Consider the following 19,450-nt stretch of genomic DNA (forward strand, 5'->3'; position numbering starts at 1 on the left):
AAAGGGCCGCCTTTTTTTTCAGTTGATTGAAGACTATTCCGCCGCGACGGCGTCTGCGATCTTTTCGACGCGAATTGCCGAGAACTTGAACTCGGGGATCTTGCCATAAGGATCGATGGCCGAGTTGGTCAGGATATTCGCCGCCGCCTCGACATAAGCGAACGGGATGAACACCATATCTTCGGCAATCGCCCGGTCGGCCCGCACCATGATTTCAATCGAACCGCGGCGAGTAGTCAGACGAATCATATCGCCCGGCTCAATCCCCATCAGTTTCAATGTACGCGGGTTCATCGAGCAGTTCGCTTCAGGTTCCACGGCATCCAGAACGTTGGACCGGCGCGTCATCGACCCGGTATGCCAATGCTCCAGCTGGCGGCCTGTAGTGGCGATCATCGGGTATTCATCATCCGGGGCCTCATCCGGTGGGATGACACTGGCTGGCGTGAACCGGGCGCGACCATCCGCACGTGGGAAACCATCGCCGAACACAATCGCCTGACCTGGGTCTGTCTCGGACAGTGACGGGTAAGTGATCGTCTCCGTCTCAAGCCGTTCCCACGTGATGTTGTCGAGCGAATTCATCGTCAGCTTCATCTCAGCAAAGACCTGAGAAACATCGGAATAATCCCAGTTCAAACCGATCCGCCGCGCCAGCTCAACGGTGATCTTCCAATCCTCGCGCGCCTCACCCGGAGGGGTCACGGCGGGCCGCACACGCTGTACCTGACGGTTGGTGTTCGACACGGTGCCGTTCTTCTCATAGAGCGCTGAGGCGGGCAGAATGATGTCGGCATAGTTCGCCGTTTCGGTCAGGAAGATATCCTGCACGATCATCAGTTCCAGCTTGGCCAGTGCGTCGCGCGCGTGATTCACATCGGGGTCGGACATGGCGGGGTTTTCCCCCTGGATGTACATACCCTTGATGTTGCCCGCATAAGCCTGATCGATAATCTCGGTGACGGTCAGCCCCTTCTCGTTCGAGAAGTCGCGGTCGTCATTCCAGACGTTGGTGAACTTGGCCCGAATGCCGTCGTCGGTAACGGACTGATAGTCCGGCAGGAACATCGGGATCAGGCCCGCGTCTGAGGCACCTTGCACGTTGTTCTGCCCGCGCAGAGGGTGAAGACCTGCACCGGGTTTACCAACATTGCCGGTCATCAGAGCCAACGAGATCAAGCAGCGCGAGTTGTCGGTGCCATGGATGTGCTGGCTGACACCCATACCCCAGAAAATCAGACCGGCCTTGGCTTGTGCAAAGGTGCGCGCCACACGGCGCAGCTGATCCGGTTCGATACCGCAGATCGGCGACATCGCTTCGGGCGTGAACTGACGCAGGTGCTCTTTCTCGGCTTCCCAGTTCTCGGTCCAGCGGTGGATATACTGGCTGTCATAGAGCTCTTCTTCCACGATCACATTCATGATCGCGTTGAGCATCGAGACATCCGCTCCCGGACGGAATTGCAGCATTTCATCGGCAAATTTACGCATACCGACGCCGCGTGGGTCCATCACGATCAGCTTTCCACCACGTTTGGTGAACTGCTTAAAGTAGGTCGCAGCAACAGGGTGGTTTTCAATCGGGTTGGCCCCGATGATGATCGCCACATCCGCGTTTTCGATCTCGTTGAAGGTCGCAGTAACAGCGCCAGAGCCGACGTTTTCGATCAGGGCCGCAACCGACGACGCATGGCACAGGCGGGTGCAGTGGTCGACATTGTTGTGGCGGAAACCCTGGCGGATGAACTTCTGGAACAGATAGGCTTCTTCGTTGGTGCACTTGGCCGAGCCGAAGCCTGCAACGCTGCGCGGGTCTTCGTCGCGCAGAGCCTTCAGCTTGGTGGCGGCCAGATCCATCGCCTCTTCCCACGTCGCTTCGCGGAAATGAGTCGAGAGGTTGCCCGGATCGACGTTCAGGCCCTTCTCAGGCGCATCATCACGCCGGATCAGCGGTGTGGTCAGGCGGTGCGGGTGGTGGATATAGTCGAAACCGAAGCGGCCTTTGACGCACAGACGGCCTTCGTTTGCGGGACCGTTGATGCCCTCGACATATTTGACCTTGCCGTCTTTGACCTTCAGCGAAACCTTACAACCGACGCCGCAGAACGGGCAGACGCTTTCGGTTTCGCTGTCGTAATCCTTGCTGTCGCCGCGCTGGTGGTCATCTAACACGGTGGCAGGCATCAGCGCTCCGGTCGGGCAGGCCTGAACGCACTCACCACAGGCAACACAGGTCGATGCACCCATCGGATCGTTCTGGTCGAACACTACTTGCGCGGTATGACCACGACCGGCCATGCCGATCACGTCGTTCACCTGCACGTCGCGGCAGGCACGAACACAGAGATTGCAGTTGATGCATGCGTCCAGATTGACGCGCATCGCAACGTGGCTGTCATCCAGCAGAGGGATCTTCTCGGCTTCTTTGGCCGGGAAACGGCTGTCGCTGACATCGTTCAGCTTGGCCATGTCCCAGAAATGGCTGGAGGTATCATGTGCCTCTTCAGGCTGGTCGGCCACCAGAAGTTCCATGACCATCGCGCGCGATTTCTCGGCCCGGTCGCTGTCGGTCTTAACCACCATACCGTCGGCTGCCGGACGGATGCACGAGGCGACCAGAGTACGCTCGCCTTCCACCTCGACCATACAGGCGCGGCAGTTGCCGTCGGGGCGATAGCCCGGTTGCGGCTTATGGCACAGGTGAGGGATGGTAAACCCCTGCCCCTTTGCGGCTTCCCAGATGGTCCAGCCTTCGGGCACGGTGACATCTTCGCCGTTCAGGTTGAAGGTGACGGTCTTGTTTGGGCTTGCATCAAGCATGGCTCTGTCTCCCTCAGATTTCGTCAGAAAAATGTTTTATGACCAGGCGGATCGGGTTTGGGGCCGCCTGCCCCAGACCGCAGATCGAGGCATCGCCCATCACTTGGCAGAGGTCTTCCAACAGGTCCTGATCCCACTTGTCGGCCTGCATCAACTTCACCGCCTTTTCACAGCCTGCGCGGCAAGGTGTACACTGGCCGCAGCTTTCATCTTCGAAGAACCGCAGCATGTTCAGCGCCGCATCGCGTGCCGTGTCCTGATCAGACAGAACCACCACGGCAGCAGAGCCAATGAAGGTGCCGTGCGGTTGCAGCGTGTCAAAGTCCAATGGGATATCGTCCATCGACGCAGGCAGCAGGCCCGAGGACGGACCACCTGGCTGATAGGCCTTGAAGGTTTGCCCTTCGGCCATGCCCCCGGCGGCTTCGATCACATCCAAAATGGTCGAGCCAGCGGGCAGAAGGTAAACGCCCGGCTTTGCGACACGACCCGAGACCGAATAGCTACGCAAACCCTTGCGACCGTTCTTTTCGGTGCTGTTAAGGCATTCAGGCCCTTCACGGCAAACTTTGGTCACCCAATAGAGCGTCTCGACATTGTGCACCAAGGTCGGACGGTTAAAGACCCCAACCTGCGCCACGAACGGAGGGCGGTGACGCGGCAGGCCTTTCTTACCTTCGATCGACTCGATCATCGCGGATTCTTCACCGCAGATGTAAGCGCCAGCACCACGGCGCAGGTCGATATAGCCTTCTTCGACGATCCCGGCTTGTTCGAGCGCGGTAATCTCACGACGCAGGATTTCCAGAACTGCCGGGTATTCGTCGCGCATATAGATAAAGCAGGTCTCTGCCTCGACGGCCCAAGCGGCGATCAGCATCCCTTCGAGGAAGACATGCGGCGTGCGCTCAAGATAGTAGCGGTCCTTGAATGTGCCGGGCTCGCCCTCATCGCCGTTGACAGCCAGATAACGCGGGCCTTCATTCATGCGAACAAAGCCCCATTTCTTGCCCGACGGGAAGCCAGCGCCGCCCAGACCACGCAGGCCCGAGGACAGTACGTCTTCCTGCACCTTCTCCCAATCGTCGCCCTCGCGCAGCTCTTTCAGTTTGGCGTAGCCGCCATTGGCTTCATAAACCGCAAAGGCTTCGTAATCGGGCAGATGGGCGTGGGTGTCATTCGCCGCAATCGCGGCCTGCACCTTTTCGGGGGTCGCGTGGTCGATGTGGTTGTGACCGATCTCCAGCACTGGAGCGGTGTCGCAGCGTCCCATGCAGGGCGCACGGACAACGCGGACCTGCGAGGCATCCAAACCCTCTTCCAGCGCTTTTTGCAGCTGCTGGGCACCGGCCATTTCGCAGGACAGCGAATCGCACACACGGATCGTCAACGCCGGAAGAGGCGTTTCACCCTCTTTCACCACATCGAAATGGGCGTAGAAGGTTGCGGTTTCGTAAATCTCAGCCTGCCCGATCCGCATCTCAACCGCCAGGGCGGCGATGTGGTCGGCGCTGATATGGCCGTGTGCGTCCTGTATCAAATGCAGAAATTCAATCAGCAGATCGCGACGTCGCGGACGGTCGCCCAGCAGACGTGCAATTTCTGCTTGTGCCTCGTCCGAGAATTGACGGCCTTTGGGCGTGTGCCGCCCCTTGCCTTTACCTGACTTCCAGACGCCCTTTGGCGCGCCTGATGGCTTGGTGTCTAATGGTGCCATGATGCCCTCCGATTGAGGCCCCGTGTCTCATCAGATTAGCATATCGTCAAATCGCATATTTCAATCGCACGATAACGACAGTTTATCACCGCAAAGACGCCATCACTGTGCGTAAGGCCGCGACCGTGGGCAATTCCGGGTCACGAGTGAGCGTGGCCAGACAAATTGGCTTGCTCACCACGGGTTCGATCAGGGACAGAACCCTTGTGTCCTTCAGGTCGCCCAGCGCCCGCACCAGCACGCGTGGAATCACGGTGGCCGCTAGCCCCTCGCGTGCCATGACCATCGAGGCAGTGAATCCGCTGGTCTCGGCCACAATATCCGGGTGCAAGCCCTGTTCGGCGAATATCCGATCCAGAATGCGCCGGTTCTGCATCTGTGGTTCCAACAGGCTCAGGGGAAACTCGGCCACGCGGGCCCATGGGATCGGGCCTGTCTCATCGGTCATATGCGAGGGGACCAATAGGACATAAGTTTCTTCGTACAAGCGCTGCACTTGCCGTAGATCGGTACCGATACTGTCGCCATAAGTGATGCCTGCATCCAGACTTCCTTCGTCCAACCGGTGCTGAATGGCCGTTGCAGACATTGTTTCAATCCGGGTCACGATACGTGGATGCGCATCGCGCAACCGCTTCGTAAGACGCCCGGTGAAGGCAATCGCGGTAGGGATTACACCCAAAATAAGCGTGCCGGTGATCTCACCCTTTGCAGCGAGCACCTGTTGTTCCAAAGCCTTGGTGTCGTCAAGAATGCGCCGCGCGCGCTGGACAATCATCTCGCCTTCTTCAGTCAGCCCCTGAAATCGGTTTGCGCGGCGAACAATGGAGACACCCAGCCGATCCTCCAGGTTTCGGATTCGCATCGAGAACGCAGGCTGTGAAATCCCGCATTCCTCAGCTGCCTTGGCGAAATGACGATGCCGCGCCAATGCGCTGAGCAATTGCAGGTCGCGGATTTCGATCATCTAGAGCTGTCTCAAGTATCAGGTCAAAATCCAAACTAACCACATTTCTGCACGAGAGAAATGTGCGAGATGCGAGCATCGTCAATTTGTTGGCTGCCAAAGGATCGGCGTTTCAGGTACATGCAATACTCGGGTGGTTGAGCCTGCCGAACTGCTGTTCCAGCCCAAATGAAACCAACGGGATCGCATCTTGCCACCTGAGCGGTTTTGACACTTCGCCATAACGCGCGATATGCCAGTTTAACAAAAAGATAGAACCGAATTATTCCATGAACCTTACGAGAAACCAAATTGAGGACTTCTTGGTGCGTGAATGCGTCGATTTTGATCCTCTCAATTCCAAAGAAGGTGGTGAGGTTGTTCAATGCTGGCATCAGACATTCGCCGGGAGTGTAAAGAAATCAACCGGTTCCTGGATTCACAATCGCATCCGCTGGCATGGTTTCAGTTACGGGTTTCAAATCGCGCGGGCGGGCGATGACGCTTTAAATGCCTATAAGAACCAGTGGCCTGCCGCGTATGTTATCTTTGATGAAGATATCAAATGGTCGTATCGCTGCGTCTCAGAAACATATCCAGATTTCACATCTTTTGGCGCGGATATCTACGTAGCCCACCACAACATGAAGTGGACAATGGCGTTCACGCACGAGCAACCCGATATCGGCCCGTTCTTCGCAGAAAATCCGAGGTTATAAGCTGAGCAGTGACTGCTTTGGTGGCTTCTCAGGTGTTGAACAAAAAGTGCATCACATCGCCATCCTTGACGATGTAGCCTTTCCCTTCGGCCCGCATCTTACCCGCCTCTTTGGCACCCTGTTCGCCATTGGCGGCGATGTAGTCGTCATAGGCGATAGTCTCGGCACGGATGAAACCCTTCTCAAAGTCTCCGTGGATGACACCTGCGGCCTGTGGTGCGGCGGTGCCGGTGCGGATGGTCCAGGCCCGGGCCTCTTTCGGGCCGACGGTGAAATAGGTTTCCAGCTTGAGCAGGTCGTAACCGGCACGGATCAGACGGTCGAGGCCGGGCTCTTCCAGACCCATTTCCTCTAAGAACATCTGTGCCTCGTCGTCTTCCAGAAGGCTGATCTCTTCCTCGATCTTGGCACTGATAATGACATGAGCATTACCTTGCGCGGCAGCCATCTCAGCGACTTTGGCAGAGTACTTGTTGCCTTCGGCGGCCTCTTCTTCGGACACGTTGCAGACATAAAGCACCGGCTTGGTGGTCAGAAGTTGCAGCATTTTCCATGCTTTAGCGTCTTCATCAGACACTTCAACCAGACGCGCTGGCTTGCCGTTTCCCAGCATCTCCTGCGCCTCGGCCAGCAGGCGGTCCTGCTGTTGCGCTTCTTTGTCATTGCCCTTCAGCTTGCGCACCAGATTGGCGCGACGCTTTTCGATGCTTTCCAGATCGGCCAGCATCAGCTCGGTTTCGATCGTATCGGCATCGGCCACCGGATCAACGCGGCCATCCACATGGGTCACGTCACCATCTTCGAAACAACGCAGCACATGGGCAATCGCGTCAGTCTCGCGGATGTTTGCCAGAAACTGGTTGCCCAGCCCCTCGCCTTTCGAGGCCCCTTTCACCAACCCCGCGATATCCACAAAGGTCATGCGGGTTGGAATGATCTGTTTCGAGGACGCAATCGCCGCCAGTTTATCCAGCCGGTCATCAGGAACGGCGACATCCCCCACATTGGGTTCGATGGTGCAGAACGGGAAATTCGCCGCCTGAGCTGCCGCAGTTTTGGTCAGTGCGTTGAAGAGGGTCGACTTGCCAACATTCGGCAAACCCACGATTCCCATTTTAAAGCCCATGACGGCCTCCTGATACCATTCGAGCGCCGCTTCTAGGCAGGTCCGGTGCAATGCGCAAGGCAAAGTGCCTGAACACTGCCGCGAGTCTATTCTGCCACATCACAAAATCGACATCGAATTGTGTTCTTGCGTCCATTGAAAACATGCACCTACATTCCTCAATAAAACCAATACCAACGAACGACGGACATAGTAGGTAAAAATGAAATCCCTTGTTATTCTGGCTTTTGCGCTGACAGCCGCTACTGCAGCACAGGCCCAATCCATCATTTTCGGAGCAGGCTACGCAGATTATTCCAGCGCTGAGAGCGAAGATCAGGCGATTGTTTCGCTGGAATACCAGCATCGCTCTTTCTACGAAGCGACCCGTTTCAGCGCCACCTGGGGTGCGTCCCTGTCTGTTGATACCGACGGTGACACGCATGTTGGCGCGGGCCTGATCGGGCTTTACACTTTTGCGGACCGTTGGTTCATCGAGGGCAGTGTCATGCCGGGATACTATAGTGAATCCAACGAACTGAATGATCTGGGCGGCAGTTTTCAGATACGCAGCTTACTGGGCCTTGGCTATACGCTGGAAAGCGGCAACAAACTGTCTGCCGCTATCACTCATATATCCAACGCCAGCACGCAGGAAGACAACCCAGGTGTAAACGCACTTTTGCTGAGATACCATTACGCCTTCTGATCGGAAGCCCACCAAGCGGGATTGATTTTCAGCGAAAGTTTCTGCACATCAGGTCCAAACCCGAGTGCAAGGACTTCCGATGACCCGTATCGACGCCAAATTCGCCGCCCTGAAGGAACAGGGCAAAAAGGCATTTGTAGCTTATGTCATGGCCGGAGATCCCGACTATGACACTTCGCTGGAGGTCGTGAAGGGTTTGCCCGGCGCAGGTGTCGACGTCATCGAGTTGGGCCTGCCCTTTACCGATCCGATGGCCGATGGCCCGACCATTCAGGCTGCTGGCCAACGGGCGTTGGATGGTGGAATGACATTGCAACGCACTCTGGATTTGGCCCGCGCCTTTCGTGAATCCGATGACACCACACCGATCGTGCTGATGGGATATTACAATCCGATCTACAGCCGAGGTGTCGAGAAGTTCCTAGCAGATGCAAAATCAGCGGGGATCGACGGGCTGATCGTCGTCGACCTGCCCCCCGAAGAGGACGAAGAGCTTTGTCTGCCCGCGCAAGCTGCCGGGCTGAACTTCATCCGCTTGGCGACGCCGACGACCGATGACCAACGCTTGCCTCGCGTACTGCAAAACACATCCGGCTTTGTGTATTATGTATCGATTACCGGCATAACCGGTGCTGCCGAAGCGCAGGCAACCGATGTTGGGCCCGAGGTCGCTCGGATCAAAGCTGCAACTGATTTGCCCGTGATCGTCGGTTTCGGCATCAATACGCCAGAAAAGTCTCGCAACATCGCGAGTGTATCCGATGGCGCGGTAGTTGGATCTGCCATTGTCAGCCAGATCGGTTCCGGAAAACCGGTGACCGAGGTTCTGGATTTTGTCAAAACACTGTCAGATGGCGCGCACTCCGCCTAACAATTTCTTTCCATTTTCAGATGGTTCTTCACCGCAGCAGGCGCGCCGCCCACTGCGGTGTATTTTTGTTTTGACCACGCGGCAACCAACCGCAGCAAGCGGGCATTGCAGTGTTTCATAATAATTGGTAAAGAAACTTAACCAATCCTGCGAGAACCTGATCAATGCCAGTTATTACCAATATCGAAGACCTCAAACGGATCTATGAGCGTCGCGTTCCGCGCATGTTTTTTGACTATGCAGAAAGCGGCAGCTGGACCGAACAAACCTTCCGCGAGAATACGTCGGATTTCGAAGATATCCGCCTGCGCCAACGGGTCGCCGTAGACATGACAGGGCGCTCGACCGCATCGCAGATGATCGGGCAGGATGTATCCATGCCCGTTGCATTGGCTCCGGTAGGCCTGACAGGAATGCAGCACGCGGATGGCGAGATCAAAGCGGCCAAAGCCGCCGAAGCCTTTGGTGTACCCTTCACACTGTCGACCATGTCGATCAATTCGATCGAAGATGTCGCTGAAAACACTTCGGCCCCTTTCTGGTTTCAGCTCTACACTATGAAAGATCAGGACTATGTCGGGCGACTTATCCAGCGCGCGAAGGATGCGAAATGCTCGGCCCTTGTCATTACGCTTGATCTGCAAATCCTTGGCCAACGACACAAGGACCTGAAGAATGGCCTATCTGCGCCGCCAAAGCTGACCCCCAAGACCATCGCCAACCTGATGACGAAATGGGCCTGGGGCATCGAGATGCTAGGTGCCAAGCGCCGAGAATTCGGGAATATCGTCGGTCATGTCGATAGCATCACAGATACACGCTCGCTCGGCACATGGACCGCCGAGCAATTCGATCCCAGCCTCGACTGGGGCAAAGTCGAGAAGCTGATGGAACAATGGGGCGGCAAGGTGATCCTTAAGGGCATACTCGATGCCGAGGATGCCAAAATGGCTGCCAAGCTGGGCGCAGATGCAATTGTTGTCTCAAACCATGGTGGACGGCAGCTGGATGGTGCGCTCAGCTCGATCCGGGTTCTGCCCGAGATCATGGATGCCGTCGGCAGTGATGTCGAAGTGCATCTGGATAGCGGCATCCGTTCAGGGCAAGACGTGCTGAAAGCTCTGGCGCTTGGGGCCAAGGGCACCTTTATTGGTCGCGCCTTTGTCTATGGGCTGGGTGCAATGGGTCAGAAAGGCGTCACAACAGCATTGGAAGTGATCCAGAAAGAGCTCGATACAACGATGGCACTTTGCGGTGAACGCAACGTAGCCGATCTTGGGCGCCACAATCTTCTAGTCCCCGAAGACTTTGGCGGTCGCTGGCAGGCTTGATCCTACGCCTCCCAAGTAGATGGAGACGCCGCATGGCCGCCCATTGAGCGTCTCGTTCAAGGTACTTGCAGCCAGATGAAGCAGAGGATCCGTCCTTCATCTGGCCGTAAATACCTCGGAGCGCGAGGCAGAGCCTCGCAAAATTTCTCGGGCTACAAAAAGCCCTTTCCAAACCAACTGAATCAAGCTAAGGACGCGGCTTCACGCGGGCATACAGCCTTGGAGGATGCCCGCCCTAACATTGGAGAATTATCATGGCTGGAGAGATTCCTGATCTCGTAGCTCTGGAACGGACGGGGACAGGCAAGGGCGCCGCTCGTCAAGCACGCCGCGATGGCATGGTTCCGGGCATTGTTTTTGGAGGCGATAAAGAGCCGCTGCCGATCCAGATCCCGTTCAACGTACTGTTCAAGCGCCTGAAAGCAGGCCGGTTCAAGTCGACCCTGTGGAACCTGAAAGTCGAAGGTCACGAAGACGTGCGCGTCATCTGCCGCGATGTCCAGCGTGACGTTGTCAAAGACCTGCCGACCCACCTGGACCTGATGCGCCTGCGTCGGACCACCAAGATCGCGCTGTTCATCCCCGTTGAATTCATCAACGAAGAAGAAGCCCCCGGTATCAAAAAGGGTGGCGTTCTGACCGTTGTCCGCCCCGAGGTTGAACTGCTCTGCACCGCCGGTGACATTCCTGAGAAGATCACTGTTGATCTTACTGGCATGGAAATCAACGACGTTGTCACCATCTCTTCGGTTGTGCTGCCCGAAGGCACCAAGCCCACCATCGATCGTGACTTCGTGATCGCCAACGTCTCGGCACCCACCGGTCTGTCGACCAGCGACGACGAAGAGGGTGATGAGGAAGAAGTGGCTGCAGATGAAGTTGAAGTCATCGGCCAGGAAGAAGAATAAATCCGGATCAAATCCAGATTTGAAACGGGGCGCCATCTGGGGCCCCGTTTTCTTTTGCGTGTACGGGGCTGGAAAACATCCCCTGATCCATGCAATGAGATAACGACGCGAGACTGTAAGGGACAAAGCGATGAAACTGTTTGTCGGTTTGGGAAATCCGGGATCAAAATACGCTCGCAACCGGCACAATATCGGCTTCATGGCGTTAGAGCGAATTGCCCAAGATCACGGGTTTGGTCCATGGAAGTCCAAGTTCCAGGCGGAAATTGCCGAAGGACGTCTAGGCGGCCAGAAAGTGCTGCTAGTCAAGCCGCAAACCTTCATGAACCGCTCTGGCCAGTCAGTGGGAGAGGCAATGCGCTTCTACAAGCTCGACTCGACGGACGTGACCGTCTTCCATGATGAGCTGGACTTGGCACCTGGTAAAGTGCGCGTTAAGGCAGGCGGTGGCCACGCAGGCCATAACGGGTTGCGGTCGATCCACGACCATATCAGCCCGGCCTATGATCGCGTGCGGCTGGGTATCGGTCATCCGGGCCGCAAAGAAATGGTCTCGCCTTATGTTCTAAGCGACTTTGCAAAGGCGGATGCGGACTGGCTGGATGACGTGCTGCGCGGCGTCTCGGACGGTGCCACCTATCTTGCCGATGACGAAAGCGGGAAATTCATGAATGCCGTTGCACTGCGCACTGCTCCACCCAGATCATCGAAGCAGCCCACTAAACCTGAAACGCCCCCCAAAGCTGCCGCCGAAGCCGTTTCAGCGCCCGATGAGCGTTCGGCCATGCAAAAGCTGCTGGATAAATTCAGATAATCATTCCGCAACGTTGCGCTTGCGCAAAGCCTCAGGCCAAAGTCCAATGTCAGAGGCAAAGGGAGGTGACGAATGAAAACAGCGCTCAGATGGCTGCTGCGTATCCTGTTGACCTTGGCATTGGCAGCGGCGGTTGTCGGATTTTGGAAACGCGAGGAAATCCAGCGCCTGATGGCGGTGAATTCGCTGTTTTCAGAAGAAAAGATCGTCCACAACTTTTCGAATATGGACGAAGCCTTTCTGACGGTCACTCTGCCGCGTGGCAATGGCCCGACCTGGGAGCTGCCGTATGGGCCCGGCTTCGATCTTCCCGATGGAACAGACCAGTGGATCGAAGATCGCTCGGTAACATCCCTGTTGGTGATGCAGGACGGAGAAATTCGTTTCGAAGAATACTATCTGGACACCGGGCCGGATGATCGCAGGATCTCCTGGTCAATTGCTAAAAGCTATTTGTCTGCCTTGTTCGGTATTTTGCTGGATGAAGGCGCGATCAATTCGCTCGACGATCCGGTTGTGCAATACGCACCCGACCTCAAGGGCAGCGCCTATGAGACCGCCACGATCCGCAACGTGTTGAACATGGCCAGCGGCGTGACCTTTGACGAGGATTATCTGGACTATAATTCCGACATCAATCGCATGGGCCGCGTCGTGGCGCTGGGAGGTGAACTGGACGACTTCGCGGCTTCGTTGAAGGACAGTTTCGTCGCGCCGGGTGAAACATGGCAATATGTGTCGATCGATACTCATGTGATCGGAATGGTCATCCGGGGGGCAACAGGACGCAGCGTTGCAGAGTTACTGACCGAGAAAGTGATCGCACCGCTGGGGTTGGAGCGAGAAGGTTATTACATCACCGATGGAGCAGGCGTTGCATTTGTGTTGGGCGGTCTCAACTTCACAACGCGCGATTTTGCCCGGTTCGGGCAGTTGATTTTGCAGGATGGCGAACGCGATGGACGGCAGATTGTACCCGCGGATTGGATCGACGCCGCTACTTGGCCAAGCGCACCGACCGAACCGGGCAAGATAGGGTATGGCTATCAATGGTGGATTCCGATCGGTGCCCATGAAGGTGAATTCATGGCGCGGGGTGTGTATGGGCAGTACATTTACTTCGACCAGCCACGTGGTGTTCTGATTGTCACGACGGGCGCAGACCGAAAGTTCCGCGATCCCGGTGTCGGTGAGCAGAACATAGAAATGTTCCGCAAAATTGCGCGAAGCCTGTAAGATACCATCATGCAGAAGCAAGACAGCATCAATGTTCTGGGCGGCGTGCTCGCGCCTTGCTCGCGCAAACCATTAACCGGTTTCTTTCGCGACGGTGCCTGCAACACCTGCCCCGAGGATCAGGGAAGCCATACGGTCTGCGCCGTGATGACGGCAGAGTTTCTGGCTTATTCGAAATATGTCGGAAATGACCTGAGCACACCCCGGCCTGAATTCGATTTTCCTGGGCTCAAGCCTGGTGATCGCTGGTGCTTGTGTGCGGGGCGCTTTTTGCAAGCCCATGACGAGGGATGCGCGCCCAAGGTGCACCTTGAAGCCACGCACCAGAGGGCGCTGGATATCGTACCTCTCCATATTCTAAAAATGCAGCGCGCTGAAGACGAGCACTAGATGGCGATCGCCCGATATCCGCGAGACGTGCGCGACGGCGGCCCGGTTGGAAAGCCATGCTCGGCCTGCAGATCCCAGCCCGAACGCGCGAGCATCTCCGCCACAATATCCGGTCGATAGGTTCGGTGCCGCCATTGGAACCAGATGATCGCATTACACCAATGTGGCTTGCTGACAACCAACCAAAGCGTTGCACCCGGTTCAGCCAGATCGCGCATGCGGCGCAAAGCATCTATCGGATCAGCGCAATGCTCCAGAACCTGCGCAGCCAACAGGCAGTCAAAACGGGATGCAGGATGGAACTCTTCCAAGCGCGATTGGACAGTCTCGGCGTTTCCACCGCGCCTTTGCAACGCTGACCCTGCCAGTTGCAGCATTCGGGCCGAAGGTTCCAAAAGCGTCACATGCCCTTCGCGCCGGATCACGGCGCGTGCTTCGGCAAAGGCTCCCGTACCGCACCCGATATCCAATGCGTTACGGCCCAATTCGGCCTGCGGGTCCGAGGACAGGAATCCCAGATAGGCATCGAAATACCCCAGCAGGCGCATCTTGTCTGCCCAGCCCGGAGCGGCCTGATCGTATTTCTGTTCAAGCCGGTCGGGCCCGGCCTTTGAGGAAACACTGCACATGCAATGCAAACTGGCATAGTTCCTCAAAGGCGCAAAGCCTGTTAGGCCTAATCAGTCCGCTGCGCGACCTTCGGTATCCGACATATCAAAGTTCAGGTACCGTGCGACGGTCTGCACATCCTTATCCCCCCGGCCACACATATTCATGCAGATCAGGTGGTCCTTGGGCAATTCCGGCGCGATTTTCATAACATGCGCCAGCGCATGGCAGGGCTCCAGCGCAGGTATGATACCTTCGGTAGCGCAGCACAACTGGAACGCTTCAAGCGCTTCTTTATCCGTGATCGAGACATAGTTGGCGCGACCGATGTCGTGCAGCCAGGAATGCTCGGGGCCAATGCCCGGATAGTCCAGACCGGCCGAGATCGAATAGCCTTCGAGAATCTGCCCATCATCATCCTGCAGCAGATAAGTGCGGTTGCCGTGCAGCACGCCCGGACGACCTCCGGTCAATGAGGCGCAATGCTCCATCTTCTCGTTCACGCCCTTGCCGCCCGCTTCAACACCGATGATATTCACATCCTTGTCGTCGAGGAACGGGTAGAATAGGCCCATCGCATTCGAACCACCTCCGATGGCGGCGATGATGGTGTCGGGCAAACGGCCCTCGGCCTTTTGCATCTGTTCCTTGGCTTCCTTGCCGATGATCGACTGGAAGTCGCGTACCATCGCCGGGTAAGGATGCGGGCCAGCAACGGTGCCAATGCAGTAAAAGGTATCGCGCACATTGGTCACCCAGTCGCGCAGAGCGTCGTTCATCGCATCTTTCAGCGTACCCCTGCCGGATGTCACCGGGATCACTTCGGCTCCCAGCAGGCGCATGCGGAACACGTTCGGGGCCTGGCGCTGAACGTCATGGGCACCCATGTAGACAATGCACTTCAGGCCGAACTTGGCGCAGACGGTGGCTGTGGCCACGCCGTGCTGCCCTGCCCCGGTCTCGGCGATGATCCGGGTCTTTCCCATGCGCCGCGCCAGAATGATCTGGCCCAGCACATTGTTGATCTTATGCGCGCCGGTGTGGTTCAGTTCGTCACGTTTCAAGTATATCTTTGCGCCGCCCAGATGTTCGGTCAGGCGTTCCGCGTAGTAGAGCGGCGAAGGGCGACCCACGTAGTTTGCCCACAGATCGTCCATCTCGGCCCAAAATGTGGGGTCATCCTTGGCTTTGTCATATTCCTCTTCCAGTGACAGGATCAGCGGCATCAGCGTTTCGCTGACAAAGCGCCCGCCGAAGATGCCAAAGCGGCCTTGTTCATCGGGGCCGGACATGAAGGAATTAAAAAGATCGTTGGCCATGGAAGTCTCCCTCGTCGTACCCGATGTTCATAGGAGGTGACGGAGTGATTTGCCATCGCAAAACGTATCATTCCGCCGCCTGAGCGCGCTGTTCCCACACCTGAAATGCCTGAACTCGACTTGGAACAGCAATGCAGGGAAATTGACAGAACACATTGATATCGGCCAGACGGGTCGACGCGCGTACTACACGGCGATGAGGGCCGGAATGTGCGAATGTCAGCATAACTTCGACATCATGCCAGACTGTGTATGAAAAATAACAGCCTTGACGCACAAATACCTCGGCATGCAGGCACAGCGCGTCACCGCGTGCCTGCCGCAAGGATTGATGAGCGCGCCAGAAGAACTCGGGCCCGTGATACCATCGTTTAAGTGAAACTCCGCCGATCACTGCCAGCATGCTCTCCCCCATTTTGAGGAGATACGCAGGTTCGTGCTTATCAGATCAACTTGCCGCGTCGATAAAGGCGCGGATCAGCCCGGCATCCTTGACACCCGGAGAGCTTTCGACGCCGGATGAGACATCCACCTGCTGTGCGCCGGTCATTCGCACCGCTTCTGCGACATTGTCAGGGGTAAGACCTCCGGCCAGCATCCATGGCCTACGCCAGTATTTACGACCTGCCAGCAGGTGCCAATCAAAATACAAACCGTTACCACCAGGCAGCTCCGCGTTTCGCGGTGGCTTTGCGTCGATCAACAGCTGATCCGCCACATCTGAATAGAGATCGATGGCCGCGAGGTCTTCGGCCTCGGCCACACCAATGGCCTTCATTACTGGCAGGCCGAAGTGGTCTCGCACTTGCTGCACACGCTCAGGACTTTCTTTGCCATGCAGTTGCAACATATCCAGAGGCACGATCGAAAGAATGTGGTCCAGATCCTCGTCCGTCGCATTCACTGTCAGCGCCACCTTGGCGACGCCCGCGGGCACCTCCTGTGCCAATGTCGCAGCTGTCTGGGGCTCAACATGCCGCGGGGATTTGGGGAAAAACACAAAACCAACATAACCCGCGCCCGCATCCACAGCAGCGCGCACGTGGTCAGGGGCGGTCAGGCCGCAGATTTTAACTCGGATACCAGCGGGCATCGTAGGGCCTCAGCTTGCCTCATCCAGAATGGCCAGCACATCATCCTGACCTTCATTCTGCTTTTTCTTGAGCTTCTTAACTTCACGCTCAAGCTTGCGCACTTCGCCTTGCTTCACGGTCACATCCTTGCGGTGCTTATGCTCGCGTAGCCATTCCCACAGGAAGCCGATGACCAGGCCGGCAACAACCCCACCCAGCACGACCAGAAACAGCGGCAAGGAGGTTGACAGGTTGAACCCCAGCAACTCGGACAAAGCATCCGGCATAAGCTTAAGTTCAACAATTTGGCGATTGGCCAGCGAAACCGAGACCAGAACGATCCCCAATGCAGCCAGAAAAGCATAACGAATGTAGCGCATCATGAGGCTAGGCTTTACCGTTCAAACGGTCCCTTAGCAACTTGCCAGTTTTGAAAAATGGAACACATTTTTCTTCAACCTGCACAGTTTCACCGGTGCGGGGATTGCGGCCTACACGTGCGTCACGCTTTTTCACCGAAAACGCGCCGAAACCGCGCAGCTCTACGCGGTCGCCGCGTGCCATGGCGTCGGTCACTTCTTCAAAAACGGTATTCACGATCCGCTCGACGTCGCGTTGATAGAGATGCGGATTTTCGTCGGCAATTTTCTGAATCAATTCTGAACGGATCATACGCAATACCCTCCCAGGCGGACGATGTGACAAGCCTATAGTTCTGACAGTATAGGAAAAAACCCGGATCGGGGGAACGGATACTCTGCCAGCAAAGGCGGCATTTTGCGACAATCTCACGCGAATTTTTGCCCGTTGGCCTGATTTCCACACTTCATGCGCGAACGATAGGCAAATTAAGCCGACTATTTGGAAGATATTGATTCGCAACAAAAACGGCCCCGCACCATGGTGCGAGGCCGAATTTCATGTTTGGGATACGCCCCGGACTTAGTCGCCCGACTTCAGTGCTGCACCCAGGATATCGCCCAGCGACGCGCCCGAGTCGGAAGAACCGTACTGTTCCACGGCCTCTTTCTCTTCTGCGATCTCGCGTGCCTTGATCGACAGGCCCAGACGGCGGGTCTTGCTGTCGACGTTGGTGACGCGGACGTCGACCTTGTCGCCGACCGAGAAACGCTCGGGGCGCTGCTCAGCACGGTCACGCGACAGGTCCGAACGACGGATGAACGACTTCATGCCTTCGTACTCGACCTCGATGCCGCCATCTTCGATCGCGGTCACTTCGACGGTGATGACCGAACCACGCTTCACGCCGCCCACGGCTTCGGCGAACTTGTCACCGCCCAGGGCTTTGATCGACAGCGAGATACGCTCTTTCTCAACGTCAACTTCCGAGACGACGGCCGAAACCATGTCGCCTTTGCGGTAGTTCTGGATCGCATCTTCGCCACGCTCGTCCCAGGACAGGTCGGACAGGTGAACCATGCCGTCGATGTCGCCTTCGAGGCCAATGAACAGACCGAATTCGGTGATGTTCTTGACTTCGCCTTCGACCTCGGTGCCCTCGGGGTGTGTTTCTGCAAACACTTCCCATGGGTTGCGCTGAGTCTGCTTCAGGCCCAGAGACACGCGACGCTTGGCGCCGTCGATTTCCAGAACCATGACGTCGACTTCCTGGCTGGTCGAAACGATCTTGCCGGGGTGGACGTTTTTCTTGGTCCAGGACATCTCGGACACGTGCACCAGACCTTCGACACCGGCTTCCAGCTCGACGAACGCGCCGTAGTCGGTGATGTTGGTGACGCGACCCTGATGGACCGAGCCCAGCGGGTATTTCGCAGCAACAAGATCCCACGGATCTTCCTGCAGCTGCTTCATGCCCAGGCTGATGCGGTGGGTCTCTTTGTTGATCTTGATGACCTGAACCTTGATGGTTTCGCCGATCGTCAGGATCTCGGACGGGTGGTTCACACGGCGCCATGCCATGTCGGTGACGTGCAGCAGGCCGTCAACGCCGCCCAGATCAACGAATGCACCGTATTCGGTGATGTTTTTGACAACACCCTCGACGGTCTGACCTTCGGACAGGTTGCCGATGACTTCGGCACGCTGTTCGGCACGCGATTCTTCTAGGATAGCGCGACGCGAAACAACGATGTTGCCACGGCGGCGGTCCATTTTCAGAATCTGGAACGGCTGCTTCAGACCCATCAGCGGGCCAGCGTCGCGCACGGGGCGAACGTCAACCTGCGAGCCGGGCAGGAACGCAACTGCGCCACCCAGATCGACGGTGAAGCCACCTTTGACGCGACCAAAGATTGCACCTTCGACGCGCTGGTCGTCGGCATATGCTTTTTCCAGACGGTCCCATGCCTCTTCACGGCGGGCCATCTCGCGCGAGATGACGGCTTCGCCACGGGCGTTTTCTGCGGCGCGCAGGTACACTTCGACCTCGTCGCCTACAGCGATTTCAGGGGCTTCGCCGGGATTTGCGAATTCTTTCAGATCAACGCGGCCTTCCATTTTGTAGCCCACGTCGATGATGGCTTGGCCGGCTTCGATCGCCAGAACCTTGCCTTTGACAACAGAACCCTCTTCGGGCGTGTCCATTTCGAAGCTTTCATTCAGGAGGGCTTCGAATTCCTCCATGGATGCGTTAGCCATGTGGCGTTGTTTTCCTTTACATAACGTTTTTGCTGGCCGAGCGGTTGTCTCCGCCGGTCTTGTTTCATGATGCCTGAATGCGTGATCCAGAACGCGCCCGAGCTAACAAACACAAAGGGCCGAGGTAACCCGGCCCTGCTCAGATACGTCATCCGGACGTTAACCGCCCTTGTTCAGACAGCGCGCGTATAGGCGGATTCCGTGTCATGTGCAAGAGCAAAGCCCTTAAACACTGGCCAATCCCACAAAATCCGAACATCAGGT

At 56.8% G+C, this 19,450-nt stretch carries 19 protein-coding genes; 8 read left to right on the forward strand and 11 right to left on the reverse strand.

From position 1 onward, the window contains the following. Window positions 1-33 precede the first annotated feature (33 nt). From fdhF to ACR0JG_RS15925, 3 genes are all read right to left on the reverse strand, one after another. Window positions 34-2,820 (reverse strand): formate dehydrogenase subunit alpha, encoded by a 2,787-nt coding sequence (gene fdhF / locus ACR0JG_RS15915; RefSeq protein WP_480570974.1) that lies wholly within the window; start codon window positions 2,818-2,820, stop codon window positions 34-36. Between the two features lie 13 nt (window positions 2,821-2,833). Beyond that, window positions 2,834-4,537 (reverse strand): NAD(P)H-dependent oxidoreductase subunit E, encoded by a 1,704-nt coding sequence (locus ACR0JG_RS15920; protein ID WP_480570977.1) that lies wholly within the window; start codon window positions 4,535-4,537, stop codon window positions 2,834-2,836. An 85-nt stretch (window positions 4,538-4,622) separates the two neighbouring features. Then, window positions 4,623-5,504 (reverse strand): LysR family transcriptional regulator, encoded by an 882-nt coding sequence (locus ACR0JG_RS15925; RefSeq protein ID WP_170404498.1) that lies wholly within the window; start codon window positions 5,502-5,504, stop codon window positions 4,623-4,625. A 305-nt stretch (window positions 5,505-5,809) separates the two neighbouring features. Between ACR0JG_RS15925 and ACR0JG_RS15930 the strand changes: the two genes are divergently transcribed. After that, complete coding sequence (locus tag ACR0JG_RS15930; RefSeq protein WP_480570980.1) at window positions 5,810-6,202, forward strand: DUF4275 family protein; 393 nt, start codon at window positions 5,810-5,812, stop codon at window positions 6,200-6,202. Between the two features lie 28 nt (window positions 6,203-6,230). On the opposite strand, the gene ychF is transcribed toward ACR0JG_RS15930, so the two are convergent. Then, window positions 6,231-7,328 (reverse strand): redox-regulated ATPase YchF, encoded by a 1,098-nt coding sequence (gene ychF, locus ACR0JG_RS15935; RefSeq protein ID WP_480570983.1) that lies wholly within the window; start codon window positions 7,326-7,328, stop codon window positions 6,231-6,233. 202 nt (window positions 7,329-7,530) lie between these two features. On the opposite strand from ychF, the gene ACR0JG_RS15940 reads away from it, so the two are divergent. The 7 genes from ACR0JG_RS15940 to ACR0JG_RS15970 all read left to right on the forward strand — a co-directional run bounded on the left by ACR0JG_RS15940 (window position 7,531) and on the right by ACR0JG_RS15970 (window position 13,566). Next, entirely contained in the window at window positions 7,531-8,016 is a 486-nt protein-coding gene (locus tag ACR0JG_RS15940) for an acyloxyacyl hydrolase (protein WP_170404502.1), read from the forward strand. A gap of 79 nt (window positions 8,017-8,095) precedes the next feature. Then, the gene (gene trpA, locus ACR0JG_RS15945) at window positions 8,096-8,887 is read left to right on the forward strand and encodes a tryptophan synthase subunit alpha (protein ID WP_170511464.1); all 792 of its coding nucleotides are present in this window, start codon (window positions 8,096-8,098) and stop codon (window positions 8,885-8,887) included. Between the two features lie 164 nt (window positions 8,888-9,051). Continuing rightward, window positions 9,052-10,218 (forward strand): alpha-hydroxy acid oxidase, encoded by a 1,167-nt coding sequence (locus tag ACR0JG_RS15950; protein ID WP_170397492.1) that lies wholly within the window; start codon window positions 9,052-9,054, stop codon window positions 10,216-10,218. A gap of 254 nt (window positions 10,219-10,472) precedes the next feature. After that, a complete protein-coding gene (locus ACR0JG_RS15955; RefSeq protein ID WP_170397494.1) occupies window positions 10,473-11,126 on the forward strand; it encodes a 50S ribosomal protein L25/general stress protein Ctc in 654 nt (217 codons plus the stop codon). Window positions 11,127-11,256: 130 nt separating this feature from the next. Further along, window positions 11,257-11,940 (forward strand): aminoacyl-tRNA hydrolase, encoded by a 684-nt coding sequence (gene pth, locus ACR0JG_RS15960; protein ID WP_170511466.1) that lies wholly within the window; start codon window positions 11,257-11,259, stop codon window positions 11,938-11,940. 72 nt (window positions 11,941-12,012) lie between these two features. Beyond that, on the forward strand, window positions 12,013-13,176 hold the full coding sequence (locus ACR0JG_RS15965; RefSeq protein WP_480570987.1) for a serine hydrolase domain-containing protein: 1,164 nt from the start codon (window positions 12,013-12,015) through the stop codon (window positions 13,174-13,176). Between the two features lie 9 nt (window positions 13,177-13,185). After that, window positions 13,186-13,566, forward strand: coding sequence for a DUF2237 family protein (locus ACR0JG_RS15970; RefSeq protein WP_170397502.1), 381 nt, complete (start codon window positions 13,186-13,188; stop codon window positions 13,564-13,566). On the opposite strand, the gene ACR0JG_RS15975 is transcribed toward ACR0JG_RS15970, so the two are convergent. From ACR0JG_RS15975 to rpsA, 7 genes are all read right to left on the reverse strand, one after another. Next, entirely contained in the window at window positions 13,563-14,195 is a 633-nt protein-coding gene (locus tag ACR0JG_RS15975; RefSeq protein WP_480570990.1) for a class I SAM-dependent methyltransferase, read from the reverse strand. The genes ACR0JG_RS15970 and ACR0JG_RS15975 overlap by 4 nt on opposite strands. A gap of 51 nt (window positions 14,196-14,246) precedes the next feature. Further along, on the reverse strand, window positions 14,247-15,494 hold the full coding sequence (gene trpB / locus ACR0JG_RS15980; protein ID WP_170397508.1) for a tryptophan synthase subunit beta: 1,248 nt from the start codon (window positions 15,492-15,494) through the stop codon (window positions 14,247-14,249). A 67-nt stretch (window positions 15,495-15,561) separates the two neighbouring features. After that, window positions 15,562-15,897: a hypothetical protein gene (locus ACR0JG_RS15985; protein WP_480570993.1), complete on the reverse strand. Its 336-nt coding sequence runs from the start codon at window positions 15,895-15,897 to the stop codon at window positions 15,562-15,564. Between the two features lie 45 nt (window positions 15,898-15,942). Then, complete coding sequence (locus ACR0JG_RS15990) at window positions 15,943-16,587, reverse strand: phosphoribosylanthranilate isomerase (RefSeq protein ID WP_480570995.1); 645 nt, start codon at window positions 16,585-16,587, stop codon at window positions 15,943-15,945. A gap of 9 nt (window positions 16,588-16,596) precedes the next feature. Beyond that, window positions 16,597-16,947, reverse strand: coding sequence for a LapA family protein (locus tag ACR0JG_RS15995; protein WP_170397774.1), 351 nt, complete (start codon window positions 16,945-16,947; stop codon window positions 16,597-16,599). Between the two features lie 7 nt (window positions 16,948-16,954). Continuing rightward, window positions 16,955-17,239, reverse strand: coding sequence for an integration host factor subunit beta (gene ihfB / locus ACR0JG_RS16000; protein WP_050603110.1), 285 nt, complete (start codon window positions 17,237-17,239; stop codon window positions 16,955-16,957). Between the two features lie 270 nt (window positions 17,240-17,509). Continuing rightward, window positions 17,510-19,186 carry a 30S ribosomal protein S1 gene (rpsA, locus tag ACR0JG_RS16005; protein ID WP_039532111.1) on the reverse strand — a complete coding sequence of 559 codons (1,677 nt, stop codon included), beginning with the start codon at window positions 19,184-19,186 and terminating at the stop codon, window positions 17,510-17,512. Between the last annotated feature and the right edge of the window lie 264 nt (window positions 19,187-19,450).

Source organism: Ruegeria sp. AD5, from assembly GCF_056542345.1.